At 61.6% G+C, this 13,253-nt stretch carries 9 protein-coding genes; 4 read left to right on the top strand and 5 right to left on the bottom strand.

Annotated features, from left to right (window positions below):
* Window positions 1-15 precede the first annotated feature (15 nt).
* Both I6L38_RS09380 and mfd read left to right on the top strand, forming a co-directional pair.
* Window positions 16-591, top strand: a complete 576-nt coding sequence (locus I6L38_RS09380) for a hypothetical protein (protein ID WP_010633791.1) — start codon at window positions 16-18, stop codon at window positions 589-591.
* A 9-nt stretch (window positions 592-600) separates the two neighbouring features.
* A complete protein-coding gene (gene mfd / locus I6L38_RS09385) occupies window positions 601-4,065 on the top strand; it encodes a transcription-repair coupling factor (protein WP_043171654.1) in 3,465 nt (1,154 codons plus the stop codon).
* 86 nt (window positions 4,066-4,151) lie between these two features.
* On the opposite strand, the gene fbp is transcribed toward mfd, so the two are convergent.
* Complete coding sequence (gene fbp, locus I6L38_RS09390; protein ID WP_017781392.1) at window positions 4,152-5,186, bottom strand: class 1 fructose-bisphosphatase; 1,035 nt, start codon at window positions 5,184-5,186, stop codon at window positions 4,152-4,154.
* 384 nt (window positions 5,187-5,570) lie between these two features.
* Between fbp and I6L38_RS09395 the strand changes: the two genes are divergently transcribed.
* Window positions 5,571-7,187, top strand: a complete 1,617-nt coding sequence (locus tag I6L38_RS09395) for a peptide ABC transporter substrate-binding protein (protein WP_043171653.1) — start codon at window positions 5,571-5,573, stop codon at window positions 7,185-7,187.
* A 48-nt stretch (window positions 7,188-7,235) separates the two neighbouring features.
* Here the strand turns inward: I6L38_RS09395 and I6L38_RS09400 are convergent, their stop codons facing one another.
* From I6L38_RS09400 to sixA, 3 genes are all read right to left on the bottom strand, one after another.
* Complete coding sequence (locus I6L38_RS09400; protein ID WP_017781390.1) at window positions 7,236-8,153, bottom strand: DMT family transporter; 918 nt, start codon at window positions 8,151-8,153, stop codon at window positions 7,236-7,238.
* Window positions 8,154-8,354: 201 nt separating this feature from the next.
* Window positions 8,355-8,561, bottom strand: a complete 207-nt coding sequence (locus tag I6L38_RS09405; protein WP_005301545.1) for a DUF1107 domain-containing protein — start codon at window positions 8,559-8,561, stop codon at window positions 8,355-8,357.
* 133 nt (window positions 8,562-8,694) lie between these two features.
* Complete coding sequence (gene sixA / locus I6L38_RS09410; protein WP_017764303.1) at window positions 8,695-9,162, bottom strand: phosphohistidine phosphatase SixA; 468 nt, start codon at window positions 9,160-9,162, stop codon at window positions 8,695-8,697.
* Between the two features lie 162 nt (window positions 9,163-9,324).
* On the opposite strand from sixA, the gene I6L38_RS09415 reads away from it, so the two are divergent.
* Window positions 9,325-12,099, top strand: coding sequence for an insulinase family protein (locus tag I6L38_RS09415; RefSeq protein ID WP_216989455.1), 2,775 nt, complete (start codon window positions 9,325-9,327; stop codon window positions 12,097-12,099).
* A 320-nt stretch (window positions 12,100-12,419) separates the two neighbouring features.
* On the opposite strand, the gene I6L38_RS09420 is transcribed toward I6L38_RS09415, so the two are convergent.
* The gene (locus tag I6L38_RS09420; protein WP_017779648.1) at window positions 12,420-13,073 is read right to left on the bottom strand and encodes a thiopurine S-methyltransferase; all 654 of its coding nucleotides are present in this window, start codon (window positions 13,071-13,073) and stop codon (window positions 12,420-12,422) included.
* Between the last annotated feature and the right edge of the window lie 180 nt (window positions 13,074-13,253).

Raw genomic sequence — 13,253 nt, forward strand, 5'->3', positions numbered from 1 at the left:
CAAGGGATAGCCTCCATGCAGGAACAGTTCTTCAGTGTCACCCATGCCACGCCGGTCAATGTGATCCCCATGCCCGGCGATTTTCACCTGCCCTCGCTGGAGGCTCTGGAAGCCGAGCTGCCCGAACCCTTTCGCATCGCCTCCTCCATCACCTCCATCGACATGGTGACCAGTCGCCTGCTCCGCAACCAGAGTGAGTCGATGCACGATCTGGTGGAGATCATCAACCAGCAGTCGCGCAAGATCGACATGATCATGGGCTATGTGCTGTCGGTGCAGGATCACCCGGAGCACCGCTTCCACACCCTGCGCTTTGGCGCCGGCCAGCTCACCTATCTGCACCCGCGCCAGGGCCACGGCGAGGCACCGCACCTGCACCAGATAGTGCGGCTCAAGATCTTTCTGCGCGAAGAGGCCTCCGCCATTTACTGCTACGGCCAGGTCAAGCAGCTGGAACCGAGCGAGCACGGCACCCAGGTGGTGCTCGACTATGTGCGGATCCGCGAGGATGACCGCGAACTGCTGGTACGCGCCAGCCTGCATATCCAGTCCAAACAACTCAAACTTCGTGCGCAAGACCGTCAACGTTAAAAGAATCGAATGATGCCAATGAAGCTCCCCGCCTTGCCCGCCAAGGCGGGCCAAAAGTTAACGCTCGGCCAGCTGACAGGCAGCAGCCTCTCGCTGATGGCCGCCCGCCTCACCGAGGAGGCTCATCGCCCCGTCCTGCTGGTGACCGCCGATACCCCGAGTGCCCTGCGCCTCGAACAGGAACTGCAGTACCTCTTGGCCGACAAGGGCTGCCCGGTACTGCTGTTCCCGGATTGGGAGACCCTGCCCTACGACACCTTCTCCCCCCATCAGGACATCATCTCCCAGCGGCTCGAGACCCTCTACAAGCTGCCGCAGATGAGCAGCGGCGTGTTGATCGTGCCCATCTCCACCCTGATGTTGCGCACGGCGCCCCGGGTCTATCTCGACAAATACAGCCTGATGGTAAAGAGCGGCCAGCGCCTCAACCTGCAGCAACTGCGCGCACGCCTGGCCGAGGCTGGTTACGTGGCGGTGGAGCAGGTGCTGGAGCACGGCGAATTTGCCGCCCGCGGCTCCCTGCTCGATCTCTTCCCCATGGGCAGCAGCAGCCCCTATCGCATCGATTTTTTCGACGACGAGGTGGACTCCATCCGCCCGTTCGACCCCGAGACCCAACGCTCCAGCGAGCCGGTCAAGAGCGTCAGCCTGTTGCCGGCCCGGGAGTTTCCCACCGATGAAGCCGCCATCGAGCTGTTTCGCGGCCAGTATCGCGAACAGTTCGAGATCTCCCGCGCCGAGGGCTCCATCTATCAGGAGGTGAGCAAGGGGCGCTGGCCGGCGGGCATCGAGTACTATCTGCCGCTCTTCTTCCAGCAGACCGCCAGCCTGTTTGATCACCTGCCGGACAACACCCTGCTGCTGACCGTGGGGGAGATCTACCCCGCCGCCCAGCGCTTCTGGAACGACATCGGCCAGCGCTACGAAGACAGGCGCTGGGACAATACCCGTCCCCTGCTGCCGCCCCAGCAGATCTACCTGCCGGTGGAGCAGCTGTTTGCGGCGCTCGGCCAGTACGCGGCCGTACGGCTGCAGGAGGCCCCCACCGCCGGTGATGCAGGCCAGCACGACCTGCCCCTCTCGGCGCTACCGGATCTTCAGCTCGATCACAGCAAGGAGCAGCCGCTGCTGGCCCTCAGCCAGTTCCTGCAAGATTTTGCCGGCCGCACCCTGTTTGCGGTGGAGTCCGAAGGTCGGCGCGAGGTGCTGGGGGATCTGCTGGCGCGCATCGCGCTGCAACCCAAGGAGTTCACCTCGCTCGATGCCTTCATCACCAGCAAGGCCCGCCACGGCCTGCTGGTGGCACCGCTCGAACGCGGTTTCTTGCTGCGAGAGCCGGGGCAAGAGGAGCTGGCGCTCATCACCGAAACCGAACTGCTGGGCGGCAAGATCCGCAGCAAACGGCAACGGGAGAAGAGCAAGAATTTAAGCTCCGATGCGGTGATCCGAAACCTTGGCGAGCTGACCCAGGGTCAGCCGGTGGTGCATCTGGATCACGGGGTCGGCCGCTATCTGGGGCTGGAGACCATAGACGCCGGCGGCCTGCCCACCGAGTTTCTGACCCTCGAATACGCCGGTGGCGACAAGCTGTTCGTGCCGGTCACCAGCCTGCACCTCATCAGCCGCTATACAGGATCCGACAATCCGCCCAGCCACAAGCTCGGCGGCGAGGCCTGGGTCAAGGCGCGGCGCAAGGCGGCCGAGAAGGTGCGCGACGTGGCGGCCGAGCTGCTCGATGTCTACGCCCACCGCGCGGCCCGCGCCGGCTTTGCCTTCAAGCACGACCGCGAGGCCTATCGCCAGTTTGCCGCTGGCTTCCCGTTCGAGGAGACCGACGATCAGCTCAACGCCATCAATGCTGTGCTCGGCGACATGTGTCAGGCCAAGAGCATGGACCGGCTGGTGTGCGGCGACGTGGGCTTTGGCAAGACCGAGGTGGCGATGCGGGCGGCGTTTGTGGCCGTGCATGGCGGCAAGCAGGTGGCCGTGCTGGTGCCCACCACCCTCTTGGCCCAACAACACTATGACAACTTCCGCGACCGCTTCGCCAACTGGCCGGTGCGGGTCGAGGTGCTGAGCCGCTTCCGCTCCGCCAAGGAGCAGAGCGCGGTGATGAAGGAGATGGCCGAGGGCAAGGTGGACATCATCATCGGCACCCACAAGCTGCTGGGCGCCGAGCTCACCTTCAAGGATCTGGGCCTGCTCATCGTCGACGAGGAGCATCGCTTCGGGGTGCGCCAGAAGGAGAAGATCAAGGCGCTGCGCGCCGACGTGGATATCCTCACCCTCACGGCGACCCCCATTCCGCGTACCCTCAACATGGCGATGTCGGGCATGCGGGATCTCTCCATCATCGCCACCCCGCCCGCCAAGCGCCTGGCTATCAAGACCTTCGTGCGCCAGCACGAGCCGGCGGTGGTGCGCGAGGCGGTGCTGCGGGAACTGAAGCGTGGCGGTCAGGTCTACTACCTGCACAACGACGTGGAGAGCATCGAGAAGTGTGCGGCGGATCTTGCCGAGCTGGTGCCGGAGGCGCGCATCGGCATCGCCCACGGCCAGATGCGCGAGCGGGAGCTCGAGCGGGTGATGTCTGACTTCTACCACCAGCGCTTCAACCTGCTGGTCTGCACCACCATCATCGAGACCGGCATCGACGTGCCAAGCGCCAACACCATCATCATGGACCGGGCGGATCATCTGGGCCTGGCCCAGCTGCACCAGCTGCGGGGCCGGGTCGGCCGCTCCCACCACCAGGCCTATGCCTACCTGCTCACCCCTCATCCCAAGCTGATGACCAAGGATGCGGCCAAGCGGCTGGAGGCCATTGCGTCGCTCGAAGATCTCGGCGCCGGCTTTGCGCTCGCCACCCACGATCTGGAGATCCGCGGCGCAGGCGAGCTGCTGGGCGACGATCAAAGCGGCCAGATCGAATCGGTCGGCTTCACCCTCTACATGGAGATGCTGGAGCAGGCGGTGGAGGCGCTCAAACATGGCAAGGAGCCGTCCCTCGAACAGCTCATGAGTCAACACACCGAGGTGGAGCTGCGCCTGCCGGCCTTGCTCCCGGACGACTACATCCCGGACGTCAATATGCGGCTCTCCATGTACAAGCGGATCGCCAGTGCGGCGGACGAGCAGGAGCTGCGCGAACTCAAAGTGGAGCTGATCGACCGCTTCGGCCTCTTGCCGGAGGCGACCAAAACCCTGATGGAGCTGGCCGCCTTCCGCCAGCGCGCAACTGCCCTTGGCATTCGCCGGGTGGAGATGAGTGAGCGCGGCGGTTACCTGGACTTCACCCAGGAGACCCGCGTCAACCCGGCCTATCTGGTCAAGCTGCTCTCCGAGCAACCGCGCATCTACAAGATGGACGGACCGACCCGGCTGCGCTTCCAGGTGCCGACTCAGGAGCGGGCCATGCGCCTCAAACTGGTGGATGGTCTGCTGGCGGATCTCGCCAGCCACGCCAGCCCCTGAGGTGGCATTCCTTGAGCGGCTAGCCACTCACCCAAATAAAACGGGAGCCATATTGGCTCCCGTTTTTTATCCCGTGACACAAGCGGTCAAGCCTGCTCGGCCGGGTTCTCGTGGGCGGAGAACTCCCGCATGAAGGCCTCGGCCCGTTCCACCATCTTGGTGGAGCCCACGAAATAGGGGGTGCGCTGGTGCAGCGCGGTGGGCTGGATATCCATGATGCGGTTGAAGCCGTCGGAGGCTCTGCCACCCGCCTGCTCCACCAGGAACGCCATGGGGTTGCACTCATAGAGCAGACGCAGCTTGCCGTTCGGCGAGTTGGTGCCGGACGGATAGATGTAGATGCCACCCTTGAGCAGGTTGCGGTGAAAATCGGAGACCAGAGAACCGATATAGCGAGAGGTATAAGGGCGGTGGGTCGCCTCGTCCCGCTCCTGGCAATATTTGAGGTACTTCTTCACCCCGTCCGGGAACTTGATGTAGTTGCCCTCGTTGATGGAGTAGATCTTGCCCTCCTCCGGAATGCGGATGTTCTCGTGGGAGAGGCAGAAGCAGCCGATGGAGGGGTCGTAGGTAAAGCCGTTGACGCCAAAGCCGGTGGTGTAGACCAGCATGGTGGAGGAGCCATAGACCACGTAACCGGCGGCAACCTGGCGGTTGCCCGGCTGCAGGAAGTCTTCCAGGGTGACGCCGGCACCCGGCTTGCTGACCCGGCGATAGATAGAGAAGATGGTCCCGACGGAGACGTTGACGTCGATGTTGGAGGAGCCGTCGAGGGGATCTATCAGCACCACGTACTTGGAGTGACGGGAGAGCTCGGAATCGAAGGAGACGAAATCCTCCTCCTCTTCGGAGGCCATGCCGCACACTTCGCCACGGGCTTCCAGCGCCGCCTTGAAGCGCTCGTTGGCGTAGACGTCCAGCTTCTGCTGCACCTCGCCCTGCACGTTTTCAGCACCCATGGAGCCGATGATGTCCGCCAGCCCCGCCTTGTTGATCTCCCGGTTCACCACCTTGGCAGCCAGGCGAATGGAGCTGAGCAGAGAGGTCAGCTCGCCGGTCGCAGTGGGATAATCCGCCTGCTTTTTGACGATGAACTCGCCCATGGTGATCATGTTTCGCATTATGGTTCCTTTAAGATCGTTTCCGTTGGCATTGAAAACGTTTGCAAGCATCAGCAAAAAAAGTGCCGATCCTCGGCAGCGTTGTTTTGTAACCTAATGTAACGTCTGTTTTTTGTTTTTGCAGCGAATTAAGCCGCTTGATAAATGCACATTCCCGCCATTTTTTCTGCCCGGAACTCGCCATAAACTGGTTTCAATCGGTAACTTTTAGAATGTTAATTCGTGGCAAAAAATCACGAAGATGTTGCCATGAAGGCGCCAAGATCCCCGCTCTGCCCCCTATCTGGGGCGCATGCCAAAGGAGACCGGTCTGCCTCTTGAGATCTCGCCATCAATCCCGCACACTGGCCAGGCTTTGGAAGCAAAAAAACATAAGGATATTCAATGAAAAGGACTCTCATTGCCGGCACGGTGGCCGCACTGTTCGCACTCCCCGTCCTGGCGGCCCAGGTACCGGCCGGTACCAAGCTGTTACCCGCAGAACAGCAAACCTTCATCCGCAACATAGGTACCGAACCCGCCTCCATCGATCCCCAGATGGTGGAGGAGAGCGCGGGCAGCGAAATCGTCAACGATCTGTTCGAGGGGCTCTACACCCTGGACGGGGACGGCAAGCTGCAACCTGCCGGCGCCCTGGGTTACCAGCTCGATCCCACCGGCACCGTCTACACCTTCAAGCTCAGACCCGATGCCAAGTGGTCCAACGGCGAGCCGGTGACGGCAGCCGATTACGTCTATGGCTGGCAGCGGGCGGCGGATCCCAAGAACGCCTCCAACTACGCCTGGTTCATCGAGCTGACCGGCGTCACCAATGCCGCCGAGGTCATCCAGGGCAAGCAGAGCCCGGATACGCTGGGTATCAAGGCGCTCGATGCCCATACCCTGCAGATCACCCTGAAAAACCCGGTCCCCTTCTTCCTGAAGACCCTCTCCCACTACACCACCTTCCCGGCGCCCAAAGCGACCATCGAGAAGTTCGGTCATGAGTGGGTCAAGCCGGGCAACATCGTCTCCAACGGTGCCTTCGTGCTCAAGGAGTGGACCCCCAACGAACGCCTCATCGCCGAGCGCAACCCCCATTACTGGGACAACAAGAATACGGTGCTGAACAAGGTGCTCTATCTGGAGATCGTCTCAGATACCGCCGCCTACAACCGCTACCGCGCCGGCGAGCTGCACTACACCAGCTACCCGCTTGAGCAGTACAAGCAGCTCAAGCAACAGAGCCCGCAGGAGCTGGTGAGCGTGCCGACCCTGGCCACCTACTACTACGTGTTCAACACCCAGCGCAAACCGTTCGATGACCCCAAGGTGCGCAAGGCGCTGTCGCTTGCCATCGACCGGGACACCATCACCGAGAAGATCCTGGGACAGGGTCAGATCTCCGCCTTCAGCCTGACCCCGCCCATCGTCGACGGCTTCGAGCTCAAGCGACCGGCCAGCGAGCTGATGAGCAAGGAGGAGCGGATCAAGCAGGCCAAGGCGCTGCTCGGCGAGGCGGGCTACGGCCCGGACAAGCCGCTGACGGTGGACATCCTCTACAACACCAACGAGGGGCACAAGAAGATAGCGCTGGCCATCTCCTCCATGTGGAAGCACAACCTGGGTGTCCAGGCCAAGCTCAACAACATGGAGTGGAAAACCATGGTCTCGGCCCTCAACGAAGGGGATTTCGGGGTCAGTCGCTACTCCTGGAACGGGGACTACAACGACGCCTCCACCTTCCTCGATATCCTGACCTCCAGCAGCAGCGCCAACAGCGGCAAGTGGTTCAACAAGGAGTACGACGCCCTGCTGAGCAAGGCCCACGACTCGCAGGATGGCGCCGAGCGCAACCGCCTCTATCAACAGGCGGAAGCGGTGATCGAGGCCGACGCCCCCATCGCCCCGGTCTACTTCTACGTCAAGTCCCGCCTGCTCAAGCCCAACATCAAGGGCTACCCCTACCAGAATCCGCAGGATCTGGTCTACTCGAAGGACCTCTACCTCACCGCGCAGTGAGGCTAGCTATCCCGCATAAAAAAAGACCGCCATTCGGCGGTCTTTTTTTCAATCCTCCTGGCAGGCGGCCAGTGCCACCCTGCGCCGGCGCAGCACCACAGGTTGTACCAGCAGCTGGGCCAGCAAGACCCCAAACAGGGTCATGCCACCGCCGATCAGGTGGTAGCTGGTCAATCTCTCGCCGAGCCAGCTGATGGCCAGGCCCGCTGTCATCACCGGCAACAGGTTCATGAAGATGGCGGTGCGGCTTGCCCCGAGCAGAGCAATGCCCTGCATCCAGAGCCAGGGGGACAGGGCTGAGGTCGGGATCCCCGCATAGAGGATCAGCCAGAGCGCCCGCCCGTCCGGCCAGTGTCCATCCACCAGCAGATAAAACGGGGTGAGGAACAGCAGACTGCAGAGCACCTGGCCGTAGAGCATGGACCAGTTGTCGAGCCCCAGATCCCACTTCTTGAGCAGCACGCTGTAGAGCGCATAGGTGCCCGCCGACAGCAGCATGTAGACGGAGCCGATGTGGATGCCCTGGGTAAAGAGGCGGGCGGGATCCCCCTGCCCCAGCAAAATGGCCAATCCCAGAATGGAGATGACGCCGCCTAACAGCGCACCCCAGGTGGGACGTTCGCGCAGCAACCAGATGCTGAGCAGCACAGTCATCAACGGCGTCAGCCCCATCATCAGGCCGATCTCGGTCGCCCCCAGGGTCTGCGCCGCGTAGTAGCCAAAGGTCTGGTTGAGCACCATGCCGAGCAGGGCCAGCGCCGCCAGCTGATAGAAGCCGGCCCGCAGTTTGGCCCGCTCGCGCCAGGCCCGATGGGCCAGAAACGGGGTCAGCACGATGGCAGCCACCATCCAGCGTGACCAGGCCAGCGCCGCTGGCGAGAGCACCCCCACCGCCAATTTGCTGACGATGGCGTTGCCGGCCCAGATGGCCATGCAGGAGAAGGGAAACAAGAAGGCAAGGGGCATCGCTATATCCAGAAAAAGCCAGCGGGTATTTCAGGCGGGAGTATAGGGAGGCCGGCAGGATTAGCAAGCGCCACACCGTCTAGGGTGGATTGCCTGACAAAAAGGGGAACCGAACAGCGCCAAAGAGGCCGGAATGGCCCCAAAAACAATCATGCCCGCACGGTGGCGGGCATGATACGGATCAGCGAGGTGACGAAGCAATCACGCCGCATCCATGTGCAGTCTCGAGATCAACGCGTTGACCTCGACCACGGTCTGGCGGTGGGGAATGTCCGCCGACGTGGGCATCATCAGCAAGCCGGACTGGAAGTCGAAGCGTCCTCTGCCGTGGATGTAAATCCGCCCCTTGAAGAAGGTTTTGACATGTTTTGCCACCATCAGTGGCAGGTACTTCTTGAATACTCTCATCGTTTGCAACCTCTTGCAGTTGTATCCGTATGACAGCAGCTTCTGCGAAATAATTCCGTCAAATCTGTATAAAAATCCGGAAAAATCGCAACTCTCGTCCCCAAAAAACCAATCTATAACTTTTTATTAACTTTTAGCGTATTGTATGTGGTCCTTCCAACCAGAGCAAGGCCCCCTTGCCATCTTGCCACTCGATACAGGCCAGGCCCGAGGTGGCAAACATGGGGGCACCGGCCGCCGGACAGAGGCTCTGCACCAGGTATCCCACCAGCGGCAGGTGGCTCACCATCAGGATGCTGTCGTGCTTGGCTGCCAGCGTAGTGAGGTAGCTCGCCACGAAGGCCGGATCACCGTAAGGGGTGATGTCACCGCTCTCTTCGACGGCCCCCGCCTTGGGTAATTCACTGCATATGCTCTGCCAGGTTTGTCTGGCGCGCAGATAGTTGCTGTGGATCACCCGATCCAGCTTGCCGCCAAGCTGGGGGGCCAGCCAGCGGGCCATGTGGATGGACTCTTCAATTCCCTGCTCGGTCAGTGGACGCTGTTCATCTGTTTTCGCATTCATGCCAGCCTGGCCATGACGCATGATGTAGATTTTCATTACAACCTCGCCCAACGGGCCTGTTTTGATAGCGGGGGGATCTTACCCCGCCATGCCGGGGGAAACAATTGCGCTACCTCTCAGAAAAGGGTTTGCCTCACTGGGTAGCGGGGTCGATAATCATGTTTAAATTCAAATAAATCCAACAAGAGTCACGCGCCAATGAGCCCATATGCCAGTCCCAACGACCATCGGCAATACCACTATCTGGAGCTGGCGAACCGGCTCAGGGTCTTGTTGATCTGCGATCCCGACACCGACAAGTCCGCCGCCTCCCTGGCCGTCAACACCGGCCATTTCGACGATCCGGCGGACCGGCAGGGGATGGCTCATTTCCTTGAGCATATGCTGTTCCTTGGCACCTTCACCTATCCCAAACCTGGTGAATACCAGCAATTTATGAGCCGTCATGGCGGCAGCAACAACGCCTGGACTGGCACCGAGTTCACCAACTTCTTCTTCGAAATTGACAACGGCTTCTTCGAGGCAGGGCTGGATCGCTTCTCCCAGTTCTTCATCTGCCCCACCTTCGATCCCGAGTGGGTGGACAAGGAGCGCAACGCGGTCGACTCCGAATACCGCCTCAAGCTGCAGGACGACGTGCGCCGCAGCTACCAGGTGCACAAGGAGACGGTCAATCCCGCCCACCCCTTCGCCAAATTCTCGGTGGGCAACCTGGATACCCTGGCCGATCTGCCCGGCCGGGATCTGCGCTCCGACCTTATCCGGTTTTACGAAACCCACTACAGCGCGGATCGCATGGCGCTGGTGATGATCTCTCCTGCCGCCATCGAGACCCAGCTGGGTTGGTGCGATCGCTTTTTCGCTCCCATTTTGAATCGCAATCTGGGAACGCCGACCCTCGACATGCCCCTCTACCGGCTCGATGACCTGGGCATTCGCATCCAGATCAACCCGGTCAAGGAGACCCGCAAGCTCGCGCTCACCTTCCCGCTGCCCAACGTGGATGAGTATTACGACAAGAAGCCCCTCACCTTCCTGAGCCACCTCATCGGTTACGAAGGGGACGGCAGCCTGCTCTCTCTGCTGAAAGCGAAGGGCTGGGTCAACCAGCTTTCCGCCGGCGGTGGCATCAGCGGCGCCAACTTCAAGGATTTTGGCGTCAACTTCGGGCTGACCCCGCTCGGGCTCGAGCACGTCAACGAGATAGTGGCAGCCCTGTTCGGTTACTTGAAGCTCATCGAGCGCGGCGGAGTGGAAGCCTGGCGCTATGACGAGAAACGCACCGTACTCGAATCGGCGTTTCGTTTTCAGGAGCGGGGCCGGGCGCTCGACACCGTCTCCGGGCTGGTGTTGAACCTGTTCAGCTACGCCCCAGATGACCTGCTCTACGGCGACTACATGATGCGCGCATACGACGAGCCGCTCATTCGCCGCCTGCTCGCCAAGCTCACCCCCCACAACCTGCGCATGACAGTCACGGCGCCGGAGCTCGGCACGGACCGGCTGGCCCGCTGGTATCAGACCCCTTACAGCGTCTCCATCATCACCGAGGCGGAGAAGATCCGCTGGCAGCAGAGCGAGCCGGATCCCGCGCTGGCCCTGCCGCTGCCCAACCCCTTTATCAGCAACCGGCTCGACGTGCGCACGCCCGAGCTTGCCGCCGACATGCCCGCCTGCCTCATCGATCGGCCCGGTTTTCGGCTCTGGCACCTGCATGAGCATCAGTTCAGCGTGCCCAAGGGCAACCTCTACATCTCCATCGACAGCGAGCACGCGGTCAAGAGCCCGCGCCACATCGCCATGGCACGCCTCGCGGTGGAGCTGCTCACCGACCACCTCAACGCCCTCACCTACCCGGCGGAGCTGGCGGGGCTCGGTTACCAGATCTATGCCCATCAGGGCGGCTTTACCATCAACCTGAGCGGCTTTGCCGACAAGCAGCCGCTGCTGCTCGACATGATCCTCGGCAACCGCACCCTGGGTTACCCGGATCCGGCCCGTTTTGCCGAAATCAAGGAGCAGCTCATCCGCAACTGGGACAACCAGTCCAAGGCGCGCCCCATCTCCCAGCTGTTCAACCAGCTCACCAGCCTGCTGCAGCCCAACAACCCGCCGTTCGAGCAGTTGCTGCGCCACCTTCGCAGTGTCGAGCTGGGCGAGATGCCCGCCTTCGTGGCGAGCCTCTTTGCCGAGGTGCACGTAGAGACCCTGGTGCACGGCGACTGGACCGCTGCCGAGGCCCTCGAGCTCGCCGCTCTGCTGGAGCGCCACCTCGGCGTCAACAGCCAGCCCAGTGCCGAGACCCGTCGCCCGCTCATCTCCATCCAGGACAGGGGCACCCTCATTCGCGAACAGGGCTGCGAGCATGAAGACTCGGCCCTGCTGGTCTACTACCAGTCGCGCACCACCCGGGCACGGGATCTGGCCTGCTTCACCCTGGCCAACCACATCATGTCCTCCACCTTCTTTCACGAGCTGCGCACCCGTCAGCAGCTCGGCTACGTGGTGGGGGCCGGCAACCTGCCCCTCAACCGCCATCCCGGCCTCATCTTCTACATCCAGTCGCCAGTGGCCGGGCCGCAGATCCTGTTGGATGCGGTGGAGGAGTTCATCGATCTGTTTCCGCTGGCCATGCTCGAGCTCACTGCCCGCCAGTGGCAGGACAGCAAGGCGGGCCTGCAAGCCCAGCTGAGCGAGCGGGATGCCAACCTGCGCAGCCGCGGCCAGCGGCTCTGGGTCAGCATCGGCAACAAGGATCTGGGCTTTGATCAGCGCGAAAGGGTGTGCGAGGAAGTCGGCAACCTGAGCCGTGCCGATCTGGTGCGCTTTATCACCCAGCTGAGATCGAGAACGTCGGATCGGCTGATCCTCTGCAGCTATGGTCAGGGCCACGAGCACGACGAGCGCATCACCGGCCAGTTTATCGACGACCCGCGCGCATTCCGGCTCAACGCCGCCACCTTCGAGGCCTGATCAGGCCTCCGGTTCCCCTTCTTGCAGCCAATAAAAAGCCGACCCCGTGGGGTCGGCTGGAAAAACCATAATCAATTGCGACCAGAGCCGCCAAAAGTGAACATGAGCGTGAAAATCAGACACTGAGTTGATGGTCGGCGGGCAGTCCCAAACCAGAGCGCGCCTGCCGATGACAACAGTGATTGAGAAACAGGCTCATCTTAGGCACTCCCCTCCCTTGTCACGTTGATCTATGTCAAAGGAGGTAATAAAGAGTCAACCAGCTGCAGCTTTATGGCCAGTTTTATCGCCTCAGCTCACGCTTTTGGTCAGGCTTTTGGTCAGGCCTGTGGACGGCGCACCAGCCGGTAGGCCACCTCGTCGAAGTAGGAGAGCTGGCCCGACAGCACCCTGGGGTGATCGAGCTCGGCCGCTCGTCCCAGCACCTCTACCTGGAAGTGGCGCTCGAACAGGGTGCGCACCTCCATCTCCCCCACCGAGAACGGCGGCTGACGCTGCTGCTCCGGCTGATATTCCAGAGTCACCAGCAGGATCTGACCACCCGCCTCGATAAGCCGGCTCATCAGCTCGGCATATTGACGGCGCATGGCGGTCGGCAGCGCAATGAGGGCCGCCCTGTCGTAAGCCAGCCGATAGCGGCGGCCAAGTTCGGGGGCGGCGAAAAAATCCCCCTCATAGATGCGCAGGCTGTCGTGCTGATGGCACTGATAGGGCCCCTCGGCACTCACCGTTTCACTCAGTTTGTTCTCGCTGAAAAAGCTGTTGATGGCGACGGACGAGAGCTCGAACCCGTCGACCGGATGGCCCTGCCCGCTCAGCCAGAGCATGTCGCGGGACTTGCCGCACAGGGGCACCAGCACGGGCTCGCCCTGCTGCTGGGCCGACCACCAGGATTGCAGCCAGCGATTGAAATCCGCCTGATGAAAGCCGATCCGGTTCTCTTCCCAACGCTGATGCCAAAAAGCCGCTTCCATCCCGTCACCCCTGTCATGTAAAGATGCCTCAATATCACAACTTAGTTCGCTGCGCGCAAGCACCAACAGGGCCGCAGCCGCAACTTTTGCCCAAAAAAACACGGCAAAACAAAAAAGGGCCCGAAGGCCCCCTTTTGACATCTTTTTGTCATCCACTCCTGCTCTTGCTCGCCTGCTTTT

The sequence above is a fragment of the Aeromonas sp. FDAARGOS 1408 genome (assembly GCF_019048665.1).
Taxonomy (GTDB): domain Bacteria; phylum Pseudomonadota; class Gammaproteobacteria; order Enterobacterales; family Aeromonadaceae; genus Aeromonas; species Aeromonas dhakensis.